This is a genomic window from Pseudomonas sp. TH41, assembly GCF_016650695.1.
Classification (GTDB): Bacteria; Pseudomonadota; Gammaproteobacteria; order Pseudomonadales; family Pseudomonadaceae; genus Aquipseudomonas.
In genome coordinates, this window is the sequence record NZ_JAEKFH010000007.1 from 286,234 (window position 1) to 306,903 (window position 20,670).

15 protein-coding genes are annotated in these 20,670 nt (G+C 59.9%); 8 read left to right on the top strand and 7 right to left on the bottom strand.

Features of this window, described 5'->3' with window-relative positions; all coding sequences use genetic code 11:
- Positions 1 to 155 precede the first annotated feature (155 nt).
- Complete coding sequence (metE, locus tag JFU37_RS28325; RefSeq protein ID WP_201120435.1) at positions 156 to 2,468, bottom strand: 5-methyltetrahydropteroyltriglutamate--homocysteine S-methyltransferase; 2,313 nt, start codon at positions 2,466 to 2,468, stop codon at positions 156 to 158.
- 119 nt (positions 2,469 to 2,587) lie between these two features.
- Between metE and metR the strand changes: the two genes are divergently transcribed.
- Positions 2,588 to 3,505, top strand: coding sequence for a transcriptional regulator MetR (gene metR / locus JFU37_RS28330; protein ID WP_008155262.1), 918 nt, complete (start codon positions 2,588 to 2,590; stop codon positions 3,503 to 3,505).
- A gap of 119 nt (positions 3,506 to 3,624) precedes the next feature.
- Here the strand turns inward: metR and JFU37_RS28335 are convergent, their stop codons facing one another.
- The 4 genes from JFU37_RS28335 to JFU37_RS28350 form a co-directional block, all read right to left on the bottom strand.
- On the bottom strand, positions 3,625 to 4,122 hold the full coding sequence (locus tag JFU37_RS28335; protein ID WP_201120497.1) for a GNAT family N-acetyltransferase: 498 nt from the start codon (positions 4,120 to 4,122) through the stop codon (positions 3,625 to 3,627).
- Between the two features lie 2 nt (positions 4,123 to 4,124).
- The gene (locus tag JFU37_RS28340; protein ID WP_201120436.1) at positions 4,125 to 4,763 is read right to left on the bottom strand and encodes a LysE family translocator; all 639 of its coding nucleotides are present in this window, start codon (positions 4,761 to 4,763) and stop codon (positions 4,125 to 4,127) included.
- Between the two features lie 28 nt (positions 4,764 to 4,791).
- On the bottom strand, positions 4,792 to 5,226 hold the full coding sequence (locus JFU37_RS28345; protein WP_201120437.1) for an NUDIX hydrolase: 435 nt from the start codon (positions 5,224 to 5,226) through the stop codon (positions 4,792 to 4,794).
- Between the two features lie 212 nt (positions 5,227 to 5,438).
- Entirely contained in the window at positions 5,439 to 6,791 is a 1,353-nt protein-coding gene (locus JFU37_RS28350) for an HD domain-containing phosphohydrolase (protein ID WP_201120438.1), read from the bottom strand.
- Between the two features lie 257 nt (positions 6,792 to 7,048).
- Here JFU37_RS28350 and JFU37_RS28355 point away from each other — a divergent pair, with 257 nt between their 5' ends.
- The 5 genes from JFU37_RS28355 to JFU37_RS28375 are packed head-to-tail and all read left to right on the top strand — an operon-like array spanning position 7,049 to position 15,441.
- Entirely contained in the window at positions 7,049 to 9,355 is a 2,307-nt protein-coding gene (locus tag JFU37_RS28355) for an EAL domain-containing protein (protein WP_201120439.1), read from the top strand.
- Positions 9,352 to 11,226 (top strand): putative bifunctional diguanylate cyclase/phosphodiesterase, encoded by a 1,875-nt coding sequence (locus JFU37_RS28360; RefSeq protein ID WP_201120440.1) that lies wholly within the window; start codon positions 9,352 to 9,354, stop codon positions 11,224 to 11,226. The genes JFU37_RS28355 and JFU37_RS28360 overlap by 4 nt, the downstream gene beginning before the upstream one ends.
- A 44-nt stretch (positions 11,227 to 11,270) precedes the next feature.
- Positions 11,271 to 12,230: a cytochrome-c peroxidase gene (locus JFU37_RS28365; RefSeq protein WP_201120441.1), complete on the top strand. Its 960-nt coding sequence runs from the start codon at positions 11,271 to 11,273 to the stop codon at positions 12,228 to 12,230.
- Positions 12,227 to 14,038 (top strand): DAHL domain-containing protein, encoded by a 1,812-nt coding sequence (locus JFU37_RS28370; protein WP_201120442.1) that lies wholly within the window; start codon positions 12,227 to 12,229, stop codon positions 14,036 to 14,038. The genes JFU37_RS28365 and JFU37_RS28370 overlap by 4 nt, the downstream gene beginning before the upstream one ends.
- On the top strand, positions 14,035 to 15,441 hold the full coding sequence (locus JFU37_RS28375) for an ATP-binding protein (protein ID WP_201120443.1): 1,407 nt from the start codon (positions 14,035 to 14,037) through the stop codon (positions 15,439 to 15,441). The genes JFU37_RS28370 and JFU37_RS28375 overlap by 4 nt, the downstream gene beginning before the upstream one ends.
- A gap of 110 nt (positions 15,442 to 15,551) precedes the next feature.
- On the opposite strand, the gene JFU37_RS28380 is transcribed toward JFU37_RS28375, so the two are convergent.
- Both JFU37_RS28380 and JFU37_RS28385 read right to left on the bottom strand, forming a co-directional pair.
- Complete coding sequence (locus tag JFU37_RS28380) at positions 15,552 to 16,877, bottom strand: APC family permease (RefSeq protein WP_201120444.1); 1,326 nt, start codon at positions 16,875 to 16,877, stop codon at positions 15,552 to 15,554.
- 247 nt (positions 16,878 to 17,124) lie between these two features.
- Positions 17,125 to 17,946, bottom strand: coding sequence for a carbon-nitrogen hydrolase family protein (locus tag JFU37_RS28385; protein WP_201120445.1), 822 nt, complete (start codon positions 17,944 to 17,946; stop codon positions 17,125 to 17,127).
- Positions 17,947 to 18,071: 125 nt separating this feature from the next.
- Between JFU37_RS28385 and JFU37_RS28390 the strand changes: the two genes are divergently transcribed.
- Both JFU37_RS28390 and JFU37_RS28395 read left to right on the top strand, forming a co-directional pair.
- The gene (locus JFU37_RS28390; protein WP_201120446.1) at positions 18,072 to 18,872 is read left to right on the top strand and encodes a helix-turn-helix transcriptional regulator; all 801 of its coding nucleotides are present in this window, start codon (positions 18,072 to 18,074) and stop codon (positions 18,870 to 18,872) included.
- 154 nt (positions 18,873 to 19,026) lie between these two features.
- Entirely contained in the window at positions 19,027 to 20,646 is a 1,620-nt protein-coding gene (locus JFU37_RS28395; RefSeq protein WP_201120447.1) for an FMN-binding glutamate synthase family protein, read from the top strand.
- Positions 20,647 to 20,670 lie beyond the last annotated feature (24 nt).

Below are 20,670 nucleotides of genomic sequence, written 5' to 3' on the forward strand. Positions count from 1 at the left end.
TTGTTCAAGCGCGCTGCCACAGTTGCGTGACAGTTTGATGAAGAGTGCTGAACGGTCATTTACCAAAGCAAAAAGATCGCAGCCTGCGGCAGCTCCTACACAGATTTATGTACACCTGTAGGAGCTGCCGCAGGCTGCGATCTTTTGATTTTCCTTTAAGCCAACTGGCTGCGCAGCTGCCGTGCCGCCGCGACCATGTTCACCAGCGCCGCCTCAGTCTCCGGCCAGGCCCGGGTTTTCAATCCGCAATCCGGGTTGACCCAAAGCCGATCGGCCGGAATGCGCTTCACGGCTTTACTCATCAACGCGACCATCTCAGCCGTATCCGGCACCCGTGGCGAATGGATGTCGTAGACGCCCGGACCGATGTCGTTCGGGTAATCGAACGCTTCGAAGGCCTCCAGCAATTCCATATCGGAACGCGAGGTTTCAATGGTGATCACGTCAGCGTCCATCGCCGCGATGGCCTCGATCACATCATTGAATTCGCTGTAGCACATGTGGGTGTGGATCTGGGTTTCGTCACGTACGCCGGCGGCGCTCAGGCGGAACGCTTCCACCGCCCAGTCGAGGTATTCCGGCCATTGCGCACGGCGCAGCGGCAAGCCTTCGCGGAAGGCCGCTTCGTCGATCTGCACGATTTTGATCCCGGCGGTTTCCAGGTCCAGCACTTCGTCACGCAGGGCCAATGCCAATTGCTGCGCCTGGACTTTGCGTGAAACGTCTTCGCGCGGGAACGACCACATCAGCATCGTCACAGGACCGGTGAGCATGCCTTTCATGACCTTGTCGGTCAGGCTCTGTGCATAAGTGATCCAGTCGACAGTCATGGCGTTCGGGCGGCTCAGGTCGCCGTAGATGATTGCCGGTTTCACACAACGGGAACCGTAGCTCTGCACCCAGCCGAACCGGGTGAAGGCATAACCATCAAGCTGCTCGGCGAAGTATTCGACCATGTCGTTGCGCTCGGCTTCACCGTGCACCAACACGTCCAGCCCCAGGCGTTCCTGGACCTGCACGGCATGGCGAATTTCGCTGTGCATGGCATCGGTGTAGTCGTTGGCCGACAGCTTGCCTTGCTTGAACGCCAGACGCGCCAGACGGATCGAGCCGGTTTGCGGGAACGAGCCGATGGTGGTGGTCGGGAACGCCGGCAGTTTCAAGCGCGCACGCTGCTGCTCGATGCGTGTGGCAAATGGCGAATGGCGTTGGCTGTCCGTTGCGCTGATCGCCGCGATACGCGCCTGCACGGCGGATTTGTGAATGCGTGGCGATTCGGCGCGACGGGCCGCAATGGCACGGCTTTCGGCCAGCGCGGCTTGCACCCTGGGCGATTGCGGGTCGTTGAGGGCATCGCGCAGCACGGCGATTTCGCCACACTTTTGCACGGCGAAGGCGAGCCAGCTTTTCAGTTCCGGGTCGAGTTTGTCTTCACGATCCAGGTCCACCGGGCTGTGCAGCAGCGAACAGGAACTGCTGACCCACAGGTTGTCGCCAAAGCGTTCCTGGGCAAATTGCAGTTGCGCCAGCACCGGCTCCAGTTCGCAGCGCCAGACGTTACGACCGTTGACCAGCCCCACCGAAAGAATCTTGTAGGTCGGCAGACGGTCCAGCACCTGGCCCAGTTGGTCCGGTGCGCGCACCGCGTCGATGTGCAAACCCTGCACCGGCAAACCGACGGCCAGGCCGAGGTTGTCTTCCAGGCCACTGAAGTAGGTCGCTACCAGTTTCTTCAGCGGCGAGTATTGAAGGATGTGGTAGGCGCGTTCGAAGGCATTTTTCCAGGCTTGCGGCAGGTCGAGGGTCAGGATCGGTTCGTCGATCTGCACCCACTCAACGCCTTGGGCCGCGAGGCGACCGAGGATTTCGTTGTAGACCGGCAGCAGACGCTCCAGCAGGTCGAGCTTGTCGAAGTCGTTGCCTTTGGCCTTGCCCAGCCACAGGTAAGTCAGCGGGCCGATGATCACCGGTTTGACGTTATGGCCCAGGGCCTTGGCTTCTTCGACTTCGTCGAACAGCTGTTCCCAGCTCAGCTTGAATGGCTGGTCAGCGCTGAATTCCGGGACCAGATAGTGGTAGTTGGTGTCGAACCACTTGGTCAGTTCCTGAGCGTATTGCGCCGTGGCATGTTCGCCGCCGCAACATGCCGCCGTGGCGCCTCGGGCCATGGCGAACAGCGTGTCGAGGGTCGGCAGGCCGTTGGCATCCTGGGTGCTGTGAAAACGCTCGGGGATCACACCGAAGGTCAGGGAATGCGTCAGGACCTGGTCGTACCAGGCAAAGTCGCCGACCGGCAGCAGGTCGATGCCGGCGTCTTTCTGCAATTGCCAGTGGGTGGCGCGCAGTTGGCGGCCGACACTGTGCAGCGCATCCTGATCGAGATCGCCCTTCCAGTAGGATTCGAGGGCTTTTTTCAGTTCGCGGTCCGCGCCGATGCGTGGGAAACCAAGTGTGTGGGCCAGGGCCATGGTGAATGCTCTCTTTCAAAGATGGTGTAAAACATGGCGCTATTGTCGACACCCAACCCAACATGAGACAAACTCAACCTTTTCGTGTTGATCACAAGTTTTCCTCATGGAGCCATCCGGTGCTTGAAATCCGTCACCTGAAGACCCTGCACGCCTTGCGCGAAGCCGACAGCCTAGTCGATGCCGCCGACCGGTTGCACCTGACGCAGTCCGCCCTGTCCCACCAGTTCAAGGAACTGGAGGAGCGCATGGGCATGCCGTTGTTTGTGCGCAAGACCAAACCGGTGCGTTTCACCAGCGCCGGTTTGCGCCTGCTGCAACTGGCCGACGCCACCCTGCCGCTGCTGCGTGGCGCCGAGCGCGATATTGCGCGGCTGGCCGGTGGCACCGCCGGGCGCCTGCACATGGCGATCGAGTGCCACAGTTGCTTTCAATGGCTGATGCCGACTATCGACCAGTTCCGTGATGCCTGGCCGGAAGTCGAGCTGGATCTGGCCTCGGGCTTTTCCTTCGCCCCGCTGCCGGCGCTGGCCCGTGGTGATCTGGACCTGGTGGTGACGTCCGATCCGCTGGAGCTGGCGGGTATCACCTATGTGCCGTTGTTCACCTACGAAGCGATGCTCGCCGTGGCCAACCAGCACCGTTTGGCGAGCAAGGCCTACATCGTCCCGGAAGACCTGCTCACGGAAACGCTGATCACCTACCCGGTAGAACGTGATCGACTGGATATCTTTACCCGCTTCCTTGAACCGGCAGACATTGAACCGGCGCAGGTCCGCACCTCGGAACTGACGGTGATGATGATGCAACTGGTGGCCAGTGGTCGCGGCGTGTGCGGCATGCCCCATTGGGCGCTGCATGAATACAGCTCACGGGGTTACGTGAAGGCCAAGCGGCTGGGTGAGAAAGGGTTGTTTGCGACGCTGTATGCGGGGATTCGCGCCGACATGCTGGATGCACCGTACATGCGCGACTTTTTGCTGACGGCCAAGGACACATCGTTTTCGACACTGGACGGTGTCAGCGCCGTACGCTGATTCCCTGTAGGAGCGAGCTTGCTCGCGATGGGCGTGAACGGTGACGCGTGCTGTCTGGAAAAATGCGCTGCCTTCAGGTTTATCGCGAGCAAGCTCGCTCCTACAAGGGCGTGGTGGGTTTAGAGTTCGCGCCACATGTGGATTTTGTCGAAGTAGTCTTCGCCCACCCGCACAGCCAGCGGTTCGAGGCCGAACTGGATGAAGCCGCAGCGCTGGTAGAGGTTTAATGCGGCTTCGTTGCCGGCAGTGACGGTCAGCTGGATCAGCTTCAGGCCTGGATGGGTTTGCGCTTGCGTCAGAGCCACTTGCACCAGTTGATAACCGAGCCCACGCTGTCGAACCTTGCCGGACACGTACATGCCAAACAGGGTCGCTTTGTGCCGGGCCTTTTCCCGAGGCTCGAAGGCCAACCCGACGATGCCCGCCAGCTTGCCCTCTTCAAACGCCCCGAGCACCACCTCCAGCTTGCTGGTCAGGCGTGATTCCCACCAGCTCAGCGGCATCGCGGCGCGCTCGCGCACGCTGGAGGTAAACGCCTGGGGATGCAGGTCATAGGCTTCGAGCATCAGCGCCCGATAGTCCAGGGCATGGCTGGCATCAAGCCGTTCGATCCACATGCTCAAGCCGCCCTTCGTTGCTCAAGCATCAGGCGCACCGCCAGCGCAGACAGTACAAAGCCCATGAAGTAACGCTGCACCGCCAGCCAGGTCGGGTTCTTGACGAACCACGAGGCGATGCCCGCCGCAAACAAGGCAATCAGCAGGTTGACGCAGAAACTGACGCTGATCTGCGTCAGGCCAAGAATGAGGCTTTGGGTAAACACCGAACCGTGCTCAGGCGTGATGAACTGGGGAAACACCGACAGATAAAACACCGCGATTTTCGGGTTCAGCGCGCTGGTCAGAAACCCCATGGTGATCAGTTTGCGCGACGAATCCGGCGGTAACTGCTGCGCTTCGAACGGCGAGCGCGCACCCGGTTTGACCGCTTGCCAGGCCAGCCATAGCAGGTACAGCGCACCGGCCCACTTCAACACTTCATACGCCATCGGCACCGCCAGGAACACGGCGGTCAAACCGGCGGCGGCGGCGAAAAGATGCACGAAAAAACCCGCGACCACACCGAGCAACGAGGTCACTCCGGCCTTGCGCCCCTGGCAGATCGAACGGGAGATCAGATAGATCATGTTCGGCCCCGGCGTCAGCACCATCAACAATGCGGCAGCGGCGAAAATCAGCACGTCTTGAAGCGGGATCATGGGGGGCTGTCCTTTGGTCCAGAGATGATCAAGCGGTCGCGCTTAACGAGGCTCGATAAAACGGCAGGATCAGGTCCCGTGTCAATGGCGCCAGCGTGACATCACCGTCGGTGGCCGGGTCAATCCAGCGCACCTCTTCGATCTCTGCCGCCGGTGATACGTGCGAATCAATCGTCAGCTGAAAAAGTTCGGCCTGCACGACAAAACCCGGTTCGTTGGCGGCCGGTGCCGAGAATTGCCCCAGGTAGGTAGCGCACGCCGGATCGATCACCAACCCCAATTCTTCTTCCAGTTCACGGGCCAGGGCGTGGACCGGCTGTTCATGGGCTTCGATCTTGCCGCCGGGTTGCATGAAGGCTTCGGTGCCGCGTTTGCGGACCAGCAAGGTGCGGCCGTCGGGACCGATCAACAGGGCGGCGGCGATGCGAATGAGACGGGGCGAAGCAGCGGAAGAAAGGGTCATGGATCAGGATTGGCCTTGGGGAAAAGGCGCAAGGATCACATGAGTCCCGGTGCGTCGTCACGCCGGAAAAATCTCTGCAGAGCACTGCCCAACCCTTGTGGGAGCGAGCTTGCTCGCGATAGCGGTTCAACATTCAACATCTATATTGACTGACACTCCGCCATCGCGAGCAAGCTCGCTCCCACAGGGGGGTTGTGTAGCGTCTGGAAAAATTAACTGGCCTCGAGAATCGCAACGTCTTCCGGCACCTTCACAAAAATGCTGTATTTCGCACCTTCCATGGCTTCGAAGGCGATCAACTTCTCCACCAGCGGCCCATTCAACACCTTGCCGGCATTGAGCAGCAGCATGCCGTTGTCGGCATTGAGGTTGCGCGCCAGGATCATGCCCGCCGTCAGTTCCCGGGTGGTCAGCACCTTGACCGACGGATCGGCCAACGAGACATCGCTCAGGTACGCGACGCAGACCTGGATGAAATCCTCCACCAGTTCAGGATCGTAGAGTCGCCCGGCATAGCTGCGGATGTAGACCAGTGCTTCATCGCTGTTCATCAGCCGCTCAAGGATCAGCCCGCGCTGCAACTCGATGAAATCCACCGCCAGTTTCAGCAGGCGTGAACCGAACGGAATCGCCTCGCCCTTGAGCCGGTCGGGAAAGCCGCTGCCATCCCAGCGCTCCTGGTGATGAAGAATCAGACGGGCGGCGTCTTTCATCGGGTCGAGCGTCATCAACAGCGATTCGCTCTGCTTGGGATAACCGCGATAGTGCTCCCGATCGTTGTGGTGCAGCAGGTCCGCGGGGGCGGTCATCATGCTGTCGGTCCAGCTCAGCTTGCCAATGTTGTAGAGCGCCGCGGCCATGGCCAGGTCGCGACTGGTGCCCTCGTCCAGGCCATGAAGCTTGCAGTAGACCCGCACCAGTTCGATGATCTGGCGGTTGGTCTGTTTGGCTGGCGGCAAGCGCAGGTTGGCCAGCAGCGAGAACACCTCGGTGCCGGTGACATAGCTGCGCTTGAGTTCTTCGTAGGCCAGGTCGAGCATGTCGGCGGTCTGCTGGAGTTCGGAGGTGCGGGCGGCGACGTGTTTTTCCAGGGTGATGTTGAGCGACTTCAACTGGTCGTTCTGCAGCCGGGCCAATTTCTCCAGGCGCTGGCGTTCGCGCTCGGAATGTTGATGAGCCAGGGCCTGGCGCAAGGTCAGGAGCATTTCCTCGTCGTTCCAGGGTTTGCTGATGTAGCGGTGAATCTGCCCTTCGTTGATGGCCTTGATGATCGTCGGCATGTCCGCGTAGCCCGTGAGCAGAATGCGGGTGGTCGTCGGATAAAGCCGATGGATGTGGGCCAGCAGCGTGGCGCCGTCCATGTTGGGCATGCGTGCGTCGGTCACCACCAGATCGATGGACTGTTGCTCCATGATCTCCAGCGCCTGGGCACCGCTGGTGGCCAGCAGCACCTCGTAGGGCTGCCCGCGTAACAGGCGACGCAGGCTGTTGAGGATTGATTCCTCGTCATCGACCAGCAGCACCTTGGGTTTATCGTTCAAAGTAGTGGGGAGTTGCTCTTCCATGGCGTCACCTCAAGTGAAACGGGCACATCGTTATGGCAGGACCCGACAAACATCCCCTATTGCCGGAGCCTGACCTACAGGCTAGATGATTTTCAGCCCGCCAACGGAAATGATTCAGCTCATTCAATTGCGCGAAGTGCTGGACAGAGGACTATGCTCAGGTAACTCGGATCCATAATCTGTACGTTCGGCCAGGTGGTCAGGGAAAGGAAGCCCCCAATGAGAACACCGCACCATACTGCTGCCGGTACCGGCGTATGTCGCTAAATACGCTGCTGGCGCGGACCAACCGGCGGATTCTTATCGTCGATGACACTGCTTCGATTCATGCGGACTTTGTCAAGATCCTCAGTCCGCCATCAATCGATGACGACAGTCTGATCAGCGCCGAAAACGCCCTGTTCGGCACCCCTGCGGCGCTGTCGCTGCAAAGCTTCATACTCGACTCGGCGTTTCAGGGCCTCGAAGCCCTGGACAAGGTCGAGACGGCGTTGGCCAACGACATGCCCTACGCAATGGCTTTCATCGACATGCGCATGCCGCCGGGCTGGGACGGGCTGGAAACGATCGCACGGCTGTGGCAGGCCGATCCCAAGCTGCAAGTGGCACTTTGCACTGCTTATTCCGACTACTCCTGGGAAGACATCGACGAACGCCTGGAACTGGGCGATCGCTTGCTGATTCTCAAAAAGCCCTTCGATGCCATCGAAATCCGCCAGATGGCCAGTGCACTGACGGTCAAGTGGCAAATGACCGAAGACGCGGCGCTGAAAATGTCGCTGCTGGAACAAGCGGTCGAGGAGCGCACCCGCGAGCTGTCCGATGCCAACATCATTGTGCAGAACAGCCCGACCATTCTGTATCGGTTGCGGGGCGAGCCGTCGTTTCCGCTGATGTACATCTCGCACAACATCACCAAATACGGTCACATCGCAGCGAACCTCGTGGCCTCGGCCGACTGGGCCCAGGAACTGATCCATCCCGAAGATCAAACGAAGGTCGACACCGCCATGGCCCGGGTGCTGGACCGTCATGCGGCGGGCGCCTCCATCGAGTTTCGGATGCGTACGGGCGAAGGGGCCTGGCGCTGGGTCGAAAACCGCTACATCCCGGTGCGCGACGATGAAGGCCGCTTGCTGGAAGTCGAAGGCATCATCATCGACATCACCGAACGCAAACTGGCCGAGGAGAAAATCGCCCTGCTGGCCCGCACGGACGGGCTCACCGGACTGACCAATCGTGCGACGCTGATCGAGCGGTTGCACCAGGCATTCGCCGCTGCTCGTCGGGGCGCGGCACCGTTCGCGATGTTTTACCTGGACCTGGATCACTTCAAACGCATCAACGATACCCTCGGCCATCCGGTAGGCGACCTGTTGCTGCAAGAGGTTGCGCGCCGGATCAAGGTCTGTGTCCGCACAAACGATGTGGTTGCCCGCCTCGGCGGTGACGAGTTCGCGATCTTGCAGCTGGACGTCGGTGACCCGACCCAATCCGCCGCCCTGGCCGCCAAGATCCGCGATACGCTGGTGCTGCCCTACTCCCTGGCCGGCAATGATGTGCGCGTCTCGGTGAGTATCGGCATCAGCATCTGCACCCCGGAAAGCACCAGCGCCGACGGCCTGCTGACCCAGGCTGACATGGCGCTGTATCGCTCCAAGGAAAAGGGTCGCAACCAGTACCACTTCCACTCCGAGGAGATCAATCAGGAGGTGGTCGAACGCATGACCATCGCCAGCGACTTGAGAGCGGCCATCGAACACGAAGAACTCGAACTGCATTACTGGCCGGAAGTGGACCTGAGCAGCGGCAAAATCCTCGGCATGGAAGCTCAGGTCAGCTGGAACCACCCTGAGCGCGGTTTACTGGAAGCTCCGGCGTTCCTGCCCGCTGCGGAAAAGACCGGCACCATCGTCGCGCTCGGTCACTGGGTGCTGGATCGCGCCTGTCAGCAAATGCGCCAATGGCGCGATGAAGGCATGGCGCCGCCGGTGATTGCGATCAAGCTGTCCCTGGCCCAACTCAAGAGTGGCCCGGAACTGATCTATGACGTGCTGCGCACCACCGCACGCTGGGAGCTCTGCCCCTGGGACCTGCGCTTCGACGTCACCGAAGCGACGCTGGCCCAGACCAAATGGACCCACAACGATGTGCTGCCGCGCCTGCGTGAGCTGGGGGTGAAGATCGCCATCGACGACTTCGGCACCGAGTATTCCTCGTTCGACTACCTCAAGACCTACCAGGTCAATCACCTGAAACTTGCTCAGGCCTTCATCGACACCGCCGCCCGCGATCCGGCCAGCGCCAACACCCTGCGCGCCATCATCAACTTCGCCCGTGACGTCGGGATCGGCATCATTGCCGAGGGCGTTGAAACCCAGGAGCAGCGCAGCTCGCTGATGGCCACCGGTTCACCGATGAACGCCCAGGGTTACTACTTCAGCAAAGCGGTCAGCAGCCAGCAGGCCGCCGAGCTGCTGAAGGCCGGCAGCATCGTGCCCCCGAATCAAGACATCGGGCCGATCCTGGACAATCCAGCACGCTCCACGGAGGGAAAAGGATGAAAATGCCTTTTGTGCGGACCAACCGGCGCATCCTGATCATCGACGACACGCCCTCGATTCATGAGGATTTTCGCAAGATTCTCGGTGCTGGGACTGAGGGTGAACAATCCCTGGCCGGCGCGGAAGAAGCCCTGTTCGGCACCGTGCAGATTGATCGGCTGACGTTCCAGCTCGACTCGGCCTATCAGGGGCAGGAAGCCCTCGAACTGGTCAAGCGCGCACTGGCCGAAGGTCGCCCCTATGCCATGGCGTTCACCGACATGCGCATGCCGCCGGGCTGGGACGGCCTGGAAACCATCGAACAATTGTGGAAGGCCGACCCTCACCTGCAAATCGCGCTGTGCACGGCCTATTCCGATTACACCTGGGAAGACATGGCCGAACGGCTGGAGTTCGGCGACCAGTTGCTGGTGCTGAAAAAGCCCTTCGACGGCCTGGAAATCCGCCAGATGGCCAGTGCCCTGACCTGGAAATGGCAGATGGCGCAGGACGCGGCGATGAAGGTCCTGAGCCTGGAGCAAACCATTGAGGCGCGGGTCCACGAACTGCTCAAGGTGTCGCACCTGTTGCAGTACGACGTACTGACCGAGCTGCCCAACAGCACGTTGCTCGGTGACCGGTTGAACCAGTCCCTGGCCCTGTCCCGGCGCCATGACAAACAACTGGCCGTGATGTTTCTGGGCCTCGATCGCTTCAAGCGCATCAACAATGCCCTGGGCCATCCTGCCGGTGACGAAATGCTTAAACAGGTCGGGCGCAACCTGGTAGCAACGGTGCGCGAGTCCGACTCGGTGTTCCGCTACGGTTCCGATGAATTCGTGGTGATCCTCGCCGACGTCCGCCACCCCCAGCAAACCAAGGGCATCGCCGAAAAACTCTTGAACGCCATCCGCGCGCCCCAGCACATTGCCGGCCACGACCTGAGCGTGACCGCCAGCCTGGGCATCAGCATTTACCCGGATGACGGCTTCGATGCCATCGCGCTGATCAAGAAAGCCGAAACCGCGATGCGCAACGTCAAGGAAAGCGGCCCGAACGATTTCAGTTTTTTCATCGACGAAATGAACCAGCGTGCCCGGGATCAGCAAAGCATCGAGAGCGGCATTCGCCTGGCGCTGGAGCGCAACGAATTTGTCCTGCATTACCAGCCAAAGCTGGACTTGGGCAGTGGCCAGGTGGTGGGTGCCGAGGCGCTGATTCGCTGGCAAAAACCGGGGCATGGCCTGGTCTACCCATCGGATTTCATCAGTGTCGCCGAAGACAGCGGCTTGATCGTGCCGTTGAGCAAATGGGTGCTGGCCGAGGCGTGCCGACAAGCCTGCGCCTGGCAGGCCGCGGGACTGCCGAAAATCTGTATGTCGGTGAATATGTCGGCCATCGATTTCCGTCAGCGGGACTTTGTCGACGGCATCGAACTGATACTCAAACAAACCGGTCTGGAGCCGGCCTTGCTGGAACTGGAAATCACCGAAGGCGTGTTGATGCAGAACATCGATACCACGGTGAACGCGCTGACCCGGCTCAAAGTCATGGGCGTGCGACTGGCCATCGATGACTTCGGTACCGGTTATTCCAGCCTGAGTTACTTGCGGCGCTTTCCTATCGACGTGCTGAAAATCGACCAGTCGTTTATTCGCGGTTTAAGCAGCGACAGCAACGACGCCGCCCTGGTCAGCGCCATCATCAGTTTGGGCCGGAGCCTCAAGCTGACCATCATTGCCGAAGGGGTGGAAACCCTCGAACAACTGGATTTCCTCAAGGCTCATCAATGCGAGGAAGGCCAGGGTTACTACTTCAGCAAAGCGGTGGAGCCGGACGCCTTCGTCCGGTATCTGGGATCGGTGAAGTCCTCTTCATCCGCAGCCACGTGAACGATACGCAACGACACACAGGCCCTACGCCAAGGAATCATCAGATGTCGTCCTCCTTTCACCGTCTGCTGCTGGCGCCGTTGTTCGGGCTCTGCCTGAGCGCTGGCGCCGCACCGCTGGATGAACCGCTCAAACCACTGCCGACAGTGCCCCAGCAGAATCCACTGCGGGTTGAGCTCGGCCGCCAGTTGTTCAACGAGACACGTTTGTCAGTCAATGGCAGTCTGTCCTGCGCCAGTTGCCATCGACTGGAAAACGGCGGTGCCGACAACAAGGCGTTTTCCATCGGCTTCGCCGGCCTTCCGGTGACGATCAACACCCCCAGCGTGTTCAACGCCAGTCTGAACTTCCGGCAATTCTGGAACGGCCGCGCCGATACCCTGGAAACCCAAATCCACGACGTAGTGCAGAGCCCCAGTGAAATGGGCAGTAACTGGGAACACGTGGTGCAGACGTTGACCGCCGATATGGCGTATCAAACCTCGTTCGCCAACGCCTACCCGGACGGCGTGACCATGAACAATGTGCAGAATGCCCTGTCCACCTATGAACGCACGCTGATCAGCGCCAACTCGCGTTTCGACCAATACCTGCAGGGCAATACCGACATCCTCAGCCTCGACGAGAAGTACGGCTACCAACGCTTCAAGGACTACGGCTTCATCGCCTGCCATCAGGGCGTCAACATCGGCGGCAACATGTTCCAGAAGTTCGGGGTCATGGGCGACTACTTCAAGGCCCGGGGTAACCCCACCGAAGCCGACCTGGGCCGCTATCTGGTCACCAAGGACGAAGAGGACCGCAACGTGTTCAAGGTCCCGAGCCTGCGCAACGTCGCCGTGACCGCGCCGTACTTTCACGATGGTTCGGCCGCAACCCTCGAGGACGCGGTGGACGTGATGTTCAAGTTCCAGCTCGGCCGTAATCCCTCTGCCGACGACAAGACGCTGATCATCAAATTCCTCAAGACCCTGACCGGTGAATGGGAAGGCAAGCCCTTATGAAAACGTCTAACCGCCGCAACCTGGCGTTGCTAGGCGTCGTGGCCCTGATGCTGGCTTCGGTACTGCTGTTCCTGTACCTCAAATCCAGCTCGAACCAGACGACGACCTACACCGAATCCCGGGACTTGATCGGCCGGATCAAGCAGCTGAACGCACAATGGGAAACCGAGATCCTCAAGGCCCGGATCGCCATCAGTCACAACTACGATCCGTTGGTCTCACCACTGACCGAGATAACGAGCCTTTGGGAGCGGTTCGACACGATGGAGTCGAACCATGGCCGCAACGACTCGCCCATCTGGCGCGCCAGCCATGATGCATACCTGACCGCCATTCAGGAAAAGACCCGGCTGGTGGAGCAGTTCAAGTCTCACAACGCCGTGCTGCGCAACTCGCTGGCGTTCCTGCCCACCGCCGAGGACGACATTCAGGAACAGCTGGCCCGGTTGGTGGATGGCGACAAACTGCAACTTCAGAACATCGCCACCGACACGTATGACTTGCTGCTCAGCGGCCTGGAGTTCGCTCAGGTCACCTCCGACGACAGAGCCGCCGACATCCTGCTCGGGCTGAACAAACTGGGGGTGAACAAACAGCGTCTGCCTGAACAGTTCCACCATCCGATCGATATTCTGAGCAATCACATGTCACTGATCCTGCGTGAGCAGCCAGTGGTCAACCGGTTACTGGAAAACATCGAAGCCGTTCCCGTGGCCGAACGCCTGGACGACATTACCAACCTGCTGAATACCGATCAGCAGCAAGCCGACGCGGTCGATCAGCGTTATCACTTCTACATGCTGGTGTTTTCCGTACTGTTGGTGCTGTTGCTGGTGTACCTGGCGATTCAACTGATGCGCAGTTTCACGGTGATCAATCGCGTCAACAAAGCCCTGCAAACCGCCAATGACGACCTGGAGCTACGGGTTGAAGAGCGCACCCGCGAACTCAAGGATACCCAGAGCGAACTGCTCGACACCGCACGCCAGGCCGGCATGGCCGAGATCGCCACCAATGTGTTGCACAACGTCGGCAACGTGCTCAACAGTGTGAACATTTCGGCCGACCTGGTGACCCGCAAACTGCGCGCCAGCAAAGCGCAAGGCCTGGGCAAGGCCATGCAGCTGATCAACGATCATCCAGGCGACCTCGGGACCTTTCTGACCGAGGACGCGAAAGGCAAGTTGCTACCGGGTTACCTGAACCAACTGGTGGAGGCGATTGCCCTGGAGCAACAAAGCATGACCGACGAACTGGCCCAGCTGACGAAAAGTGTGGACCACATCAAGGACATCGTCTCCACCCAGCAGTCCTACGCGGGCGCCAACAGTCTGATGGAACCGCTGCATATCAGCGAATTGCTGGAGGACGCCCTGCGCATGAACTCCGGCGCACTGACCCGGCACCACGTCACGGTGGTCAAGGAGTACAGCGATGTGCCGCAAGTCATGGGCGACAAGCACCGGCTGTTGCTGATCCTGATCAACCTGATCAGCAACGCCAAATACGCCATGTCCGACCTCAGCAACCGCCCGCGACAAATGACTCTGGGGGTCCAAGTCGTCAACGACACAACCCTGCAAGTCAGCGTCAAGGACGACGGCGAGGGCATCGCCGAGGAAAACATGACGCGGATCTTTGCGCACGGGTTTACCACCCGCAAGGAAGGCCACGGCTTCGGCCTTCACAGCTGCGCCCTGGCCGCCATCGAGATGAATGGCCACCTCACCGCCCATAGCGACGGGCCAGGCAAGGGTGCGCTGTTCACGTTGCAGATCCCGCTGAAAACCGTACCGGAGGAAGCATGAGCGAGCGTTCGAACCGACGCATTCTATTGATCGACGACACGCCGTCCATTCACGTGGACTTCCGCAAGATTCTCACGCCCCCGCCGGAGCAGACAGTGGAACTGGACGAGATGGAGGCCACACTGTTTGGCAGTGAAGTGAAATCAACCAGTGCGCTGTTCGAGCTGGACTCTGCCTATGGCGGCCAGGAAGGCCTGGGCAAACTGAACGAAGCCTTGCAGGAAAACCGCCCCTACGCCCTGGCCTTCGTCGACATGCGCATGCCTGAGGGCTGGGACGGTGCGCAAACCATCGAGCATTTGTGGCAGGCCGACCCGCGCCTGCAAGTGGTGGTGTGCACCGCCTATTCCGACTATTCCTGGGATGAACTGCTGGACCGCTTGAAAGCGCATGACCGGCTGCTGATTCTGAAAAAACCGTTCGACAACATTGAAGTCCAGCAGATGGCCAACACCCTGTTGACCAAATGGGACATGACCGAACGGGCCAGCGTGCAGATGGACCATTTAGGGCAGATGGTCGAACGCCGAACCCGCCAGCTCACAGACGCCAGCGTTGAGTTGCAGCGGGAAATCGACGAGCGTAAACAGCTTGAAAGTCAGTTGGTGCAATCAGAGAAACTCGCCTCATTGGGGCAACTCGCGGCTGGCGTCGCCCATGAAATCAACAACCCCATCGGCTTCATTTCCTCCAACCTCGGCACCCTGGATGGCTACTTTAAACAACTGCAGGAAATGCTCGACGCCTATCGCGATGCGGAAGAGGCGATCGGCTCCAGCGAGCTCATCGAGCGTTTGAACCAACTGCGCGAACGGGTCGAGTTGGAGTTTCTTCGCGAGGACATTCCGCTGCTGATCAAGGAATCCAAGGACGGCATCAACCGGGTCGGGCAGATCGTCAAGGATCTGAAGGACTTCTCCCGGGTGGACTCCAATCAGGAATGGCAGTGGGCCAATCTGCAACAGGGCATCGAATCGACCTTGAACATTGTCGCCAATGAACTCAAATACAAGGCCGATGTGCTCAAGGAATTTCAGGACCTGCCCGACATCGAATGCCTGCCTTCGCAAATCAATCAGGTGATCATGAACCTGATCGTCAACGCCTCTCAGGCCATCGGCCCGGAACGCGGCACCCTTACCCTGCGCACCGGGCTTGAAGCTGAAACGGTGTGGATCGAGGTCGCAGATACCGGCTCCGGCATTGCACCGGACAGCCTGCTGAAAATCTTCGACCCGTTCTTCACCACCAAACCGGTGGGCCAGGGGACAGGGCTGGGGTTGTCCCTGTCCTATGGCATCGTAAAAAAACACCGGGGGGATATTACGGTGCGCAGTGAAGTTGGCGTGGGGACGACCTTCAGGGTTGAGCTACCGGTGCACCAAACAAAATCAGCGACCTGAACCCGCCCCTGTAGGAGCTGCCGAAGGCTGCGATCTTTTGACCTTTTTGGAATGTGCCAAAGATCAAAAGATCGCAGCCTTCGGCAGCTCCTACAGGGGGGCAATATGATTTATGCGGCTTCCTGAAAATCCATTTCCGGTGGCTGGCGGCGGAAGCCGCCGGTCAGTACCGCCAGGTACACCACGCCAATCGCCAGCCAGCTCAGGCCCAGATAGATCGCCAGGTGATCGAGGCTGACCATCAGCCACAGGTCCGCCGCCAGGCCGATGAACGGGAAGATCAGGAACAGCACCAGATCGCGCAGGCCTTTCTTCTCGCCGCCGATCCAGTAATGGAAGATCACCGACAGGTTGACCAGGCTGAACGCGAGGAACGCGCCGAAATTGATGAACGAGGTCGAGGTGGTGACGTCCAGCTTCAGTGCCAACAATGCCACGACTGCGCACAACAGGATGCTGTTGACCGGGGTGCCAAAGCGCTCGTGCAAGGTGCCGAAGAACGATTTAGGCAGCACGCCGTCGCGGCCCATGGCGAACAACAGCCTTGAACCACTGGCCTGAGCCGACAGACCTGAAGCGAACTGGCCGACGATCAGCCCGATCAGGAAGATCGACACGAACAGATCGCCACCGATGTTGCGGGCGATCTCATAAGCCGCCGAGTCGACGTTGTCGAACTGGAACGACGGATGGGCGATCTGCACGAAGTACGACACACCCACGAAGATCAGCCCGCCGATCAAGGTAATCAACATGATCGCCCGAGGAATGGTGCGGCGCGGGTCGCGGGTTTCTTCAGTCAGGGTGCTGACCGCATCGAAGCCGAGGAACGAATAACAGGCGATGGCCGCGCCGCTCATGATCAGCGGCATCTGCATGTCGCCGCTGAAGAACGGTTTGACCGACCACAGCGGTGTGCTCGCATCGCCACCGACGTAGTGGACGCACAGGACGACGAAGGCGATCAGCACCAGGAACTGCACCAGCATCAGCAAGGCGTTGATGCCATTGGCCAGTTTCAGGCCGACGATATTGATCGCGCTGGTGATGCCGATAAAGGCCAGCACCCAGATCCATTGCGGCACCGCCGGGAACGCGGAGTTGAGATAGGCCGCGCCGATCAGCCAGATCGCCATGGGCAGGAACAGGTAATCGAGCAGCACCGCCCAACCGGCGATGAAGCCGAGTTTCGGGCTGATGGCTTTGCGCACATAGCTGTAGGCCGAGCCGGCGACAGGAAACGCCGAAGCCATTCGGCCATAGCTCATGGCGGTAAAAAACATCGCCACCAGCGCCGCAAGGTAAGCGGCCGGCACCATGCCAGCGGTGGATTGAGCGAGGATGCCAAAGGTGCCGAGCACAATGATTGGCGTCATGTAGGCAATGCCAAACAGCACCACCGACCCTAATGACAAGGTGCGTTGCAAATGAGCCATGAGCGACTACTCCGAATTTTATTGGATTTATGACAGAGCCGAGTTCGGCAAAAATTTTCGGTGTTGTGTTGGTGTTTTTGTTTTCAGGGCGACATTGATGTGTCGCCTGTCAGGGCCTCATCGCGAGCAGGCTCGCTCCCACATTTGATTTCTGTCGTCCACACATTTTGTGTCCGCTGAAGATCCCCTGTGGAGGAATCAGGATCAGCCCCTGTAGGAGCTGCCGCAGGCTGCGATCTTTTGATCTTCAGCGCGCCGGAATCATCAGCTCACGCAATCCGCAAGCATGCTCAACAATCTCCCCCGGCAACTTCAGCCGCTGATCATCCAGATACCGATAGTCCTTGCGCGCAGCCTCCAACTGGCTGAAATCCAGTTCAACCGCAAACTGCCCTTCATCCCGTCCGGCTTCGAACAGCAGCGTACCCAACGGATCCACCAGCGCACTGCTACCCGCAAACATCAACCCGTCATCGCCCGCTTCCACCCGATTGACCATCAACGCGAACGCCTGATTCTCTTGGGCCCTGGCCATGATCGCGGTACGGTGTGTCGGGCCGTAAGGGTCCATGTTGCCGTTGGTGACGATCAGCCATTCGGCGCCCAGTTGCGCCAGGGCGCGGGCGGTTTCCGGGAACTCGATGTCGTAGCAGATCAACAGGCCGATCCGCACACCGTTCCACTCACACGTGGCGTAACGGTCGCCGGCCTCGAACACGCCGCGATCCGATGCCCACAGGTGCGTCTTGCGGTATTTCAGCGCGATCCCTTCGGGGGTCAGCAGCAGCGTGGTGTTGTAGAAACGGCCGTTGTCGTTCTCGGCCATGCCGATCACCACGGCGATGTTGCGTTCACGGGCAGCCGCCAGCACCGCGCTGACGGTGGGCCCGTCCAGCGGCTCGGCGGTCCGGGCCACGGTTTCGGCGGTGGGAAACCCCATCAGGTGGGTTTCCGGGAAGACGATCAGTTGCGTGTCGGCGGCGCAGGCCGCAATGGCCGCCAGAGCGCGTTCGAGGTTATAAGCCGTGTCGTTGTCACGGCCCGCCATTTGGGCGAGTTCGACTTTCATCGGTAATCCTTGCTCGAGTCGCCGGGCTGGGAAAGATTGCCCGGTCGTTGTCTGTGCGCCAGTATGCGCAGCAAGCAACCGGTCGGGAAATCACGCCGCTGGGGTAACACGATAGGGGTAGAGGCATGACACTCTCGTTGGACGACATCGCCTGGCACCGCTCGGTCGGGCAACTGATCGACGCCTTGGACAAGCCCAATTTCTGGACGCAGCTGGTGCGTTTGCTGGAGCAGTACGTCATCTTCGACAGCTGGGTGGTGCTGCTTTTCAGCGCCGATCAGCGCCCGCAAGTGTTCGCCGAATGCCCAGGCGAGGACGGCAGCCCCGATCAGTTATTCCAGGATTACCTGCGCGGCTTGTACCTGCTCGATCCGTTCTACATTGCCTGCCGCGAGCAGTCGCGCACCGGGCTCTATCGTTTGTCGGAAGTGGCCCCGGAGCACTTCGAATTGACGGAGTATTACCAGCGCTACTTTCGTCTGAATGTGGTGGCCGATGAAATCCAGTTCAATTGCCTGCTCGAAGGGGACCGCACATTGTGCCTGTCACTGGGCAGCAAGCAGCGGTTCAGCGGTCAGCAAATTGCCTTGCTGTCACTGATCCAGCCTTGGGTGCTGGGGCTGTTGCGCCAGCGCCTGCCTTATGAAATCAACGAAGTCGTGGCCCTCGCGCCCGCACCACCGCAGCCCGACTGGCGGGTGCAACTGGAAGCCTCGGTGCAGCAACTCAAAGGCGCGCAATTGACCGCCCGGGAGCTGGACGTCGGGCGTTTGATGCTCAGCGGTTGCTCCGGTAAAGAAATCGCCCGTAAGCTGGAAATCGCTGTCGAAACCGTGAAAGTCCATAAGAAACACATGTACAGCAAGCTGGGGATCAAATCCCAGTCTGAGCTGTTTTCGATTTTTCTACAGGCGCAAAATGCCTGACTGAAAACTGTAGGAGCAGCCGGTCGACGCTCGATTGCTCGCGAAAAACGCCCTAGCAACGCGGCCATTCAGACAGCTCGCGTTATCGTTAAAGACCATCGCGAGCAAGCTCGCTCCTACAGGTCATTGTTAAGTCCGAACCCAAGGAAACCGTATGAGCCTGTCACTCCTGAGCCGCTACGCCTTCTTTGCCGTCTGTGTGATGTTCACCCTCGCCAGCCTGCCCTTCCTGCAACACGACTGGCTGTGGCCGATCACCGCCGTGACCGGCGTTCTCAGTCTGATCGGCCTTTTCGATCTGCTGCAGATCCCCCACGCGGTGCGCCGCAATTACCCGATCCTCGGCAACATTCGTTATCTGGTGGAGGGTATTCGCCCGGAAATCCGCCAATACCTGCTCGAATCCGACAGCGACGCCCTGCCCTTTTCCCGGGCCCAGCGTTCGCTGGTTTACTCCCGGGCCAAGAATGAAAGCGCCGACAAACCGTTCGGTACGCTCATCGACGTGTATCAGTCGGGTTTCGAATTCATCGGCCATTCCATGCGCCCGGCACCGTTAAGTGATCCCAACAGCTTTCGGGTGATCGTCGGCGGCCCGCAGTGCACGCAGCCGTACTCGGCGTCGGTGTTCAACATCTCGGCCATGAGCTTCGGCTCCCTCAGCGCCAACGCGATTCGCGCGTTGAACCAGGGCGCCAAACTCGGCAACTTCGCCCATGACACCGGTGAAGGCAGCATCAGTGCGTATCACCGGGAAAACGGCGGCGACCTGACCTGGGAACTGGGCAGTGGCTATTTCGGCTGCCGCACCGCTGACGGTCGATTTGACCCGGAACGCTTCGCCGCACAAGCACAAACACCCCAAGTGCGGATGATCGAAATCAAGATGAGCCAAGGCGCCAAACCGGGCCACGGCGGCATTCTGCCCAAGCACAAAGTCACCCGGGAAATCGCCGAAACCCGCGGCATCCTGATGGGCGAAGACTGCATCTCGCCGTCTCGGCACAGTGCCTTTTCCACGCCGATCGAGCTGATGCATTTCATCCAGCAATTGCGCGAACTGTCTGGCGGCAAACCGGTGGGCTTCAAGTTCTGCCTTGGCCACCCGTGGGAATTCATGGGCATCGCCAAGGCCATGCTGGAAACCGGCATCCTCCCGGACTTCATCGTCGTCGACGGCAAGGAAGGCGGCACCGGTGCCGCGCCTGTGGAATTCACCGACCACATCGGCGTGCCGATGCGCGAAGGTCTGCTGTTCGTGCACAACACGCTGGTGGGCCTGAACCTGCGAGACAAAATCAAACTCGGCGCCAGCGGCAAGATCGTCAGCGCCTTCGACATCGCCAGCGTCCTGGCCATCGGCGCCGACTGGGCCAACTCGGCGCGCGGCTTCATGTTCGCCATTGGCTGCATCCAGTCGCAAAGCTGCCACACCAACAAATGCCCGACCGGCGTTGCCACACAGGACACCCTGCGCCAACGCGCGCTGGTGGTACCGGACAAAGCCCAGCGCGTGTTCAATTTCCACCGCAACACATTGAAGGCGTTGGCCGAAATGCTGGCTGCCGCGGGGCTTGATCATCCGTCCCAGTTATCCGCCAAGCATTTGGTACGGCGCATGTCAGCCACCGAGATCAAACTGTTCTCGCAGTTGCATGTGTTCCTGAAACCGGGGGAGTTACTGACCGGTGAAGTGAATGGCGAGTTTTATTCGCGGATGTGGCAGATGGCGCGAGCGGACAGTTTTGAACCCAACGAATTAGCCGCAGCCTGACTCGAATGCCCCCCCTGTAGGAGC

Excerpts from the sequence above, each read along its gene's own strand:
- JFU37_RS28355 (WP_201120439.1), top strand. The coding sequence starts at position 7,049 with ATGTCGCTAAATACGCTGCTGGCGCGGACCAACCGGCGGATTCTTATC.
- JFU37_RS28360 (WP_201120440.1), top strand. The coding sequence starts at position 9,352 with ATGAAAATGCCTTTTGTGCGGACCAACCGGCGCATCCTGATCATCGAC.
- JFU37_RS28390 (WP_201120446.1), top strand. The coding sequence starts at position 18,072 with ATGACACTCTCGTTGGACGACATCGCCTGGCACCGCTCGGTCGGGCAA.
- JFU37_RS28335 (WP_201120497.1), bottom strand. The coding sequence starts at position 4,122 with ATGTGGATCGAACGGCTTGATGCCAGCCATGCCCTGGACTATCGGGCG.
- JFU37_RS28395 (WP_201120447.1), top strand. The coding sequence starts at position 19,027 with ATGAGCCTGTCACTCCTGAGCCGCTACGCCTTCTTTGCCGTCTGTGTG.
- JFU37_RS28375 (WP_201120443.1), top strand. The coding sequence starts at position 14,035 with ATGAGCGAGCGTTCGAACCGACGCATTCTATTGATCGACGACACGCCG.
- JFU37_RS28370 (WP_201120442.1), top strand. The coding sequence starts at position 12,227 with ATGAAAACGTCTAACCGCCGCAACCTGGCGTTGCTAGGCGTCGTGGCC.
- JFU37_RS28385 (WP_201120445.1), bottom strand. The coding sequence starts at position 17,946 with ATGAAAGTCGAACTCGCCCAAATGGCGGGCCGTGACAACGACACGGCT.
- JFU37_RS28350 (WP_201120438.1), bottom strand. The coding sequence starts at position 6,791 with ATGGAAGAGCAACTCCCCACTACTTTGAACGATAAACCCAAGGTGCTG.
- JFU37_RS28365 (WP_201120441.1), top strand. The coding sequence starts at position 11,271 with ATGTCGTCCTCCTTTCACCGTCTGCTGCTGGCGCCGTTGTTCGGGCTC.
- metE (WP_201120435.1), bottom strand. The coding sequence starts at position 2,468 with ATGGCCCTGGCCCACACACTTGGTTTCCCACGCATCGGCGCGGACCGC.
- JFU37_RS28345 (WP_201120437.1), bottom strand. The coding sequence starts at position 5,226 with ATGACCCTTTCTTCCGCTGCTTCGCCCCGTCTCATTCGCATCGCCGCC.
- JFU37_RS28380 (WP_201120444.1), bottom strand. The coding sequence starts at position 16,877 with ATGGCTCATTTGCAACGCACCTTGTCATTAGGGTCGGTGGTGCTGTTT.
- JFU37_RS28340 (WP_201120436.1), bottom strand. The coding sequence starts at position 4,763 with ATGATCCCGCTTCAAGACGTGCTGATTTTCGCCGCTGCCGCATTGTTG.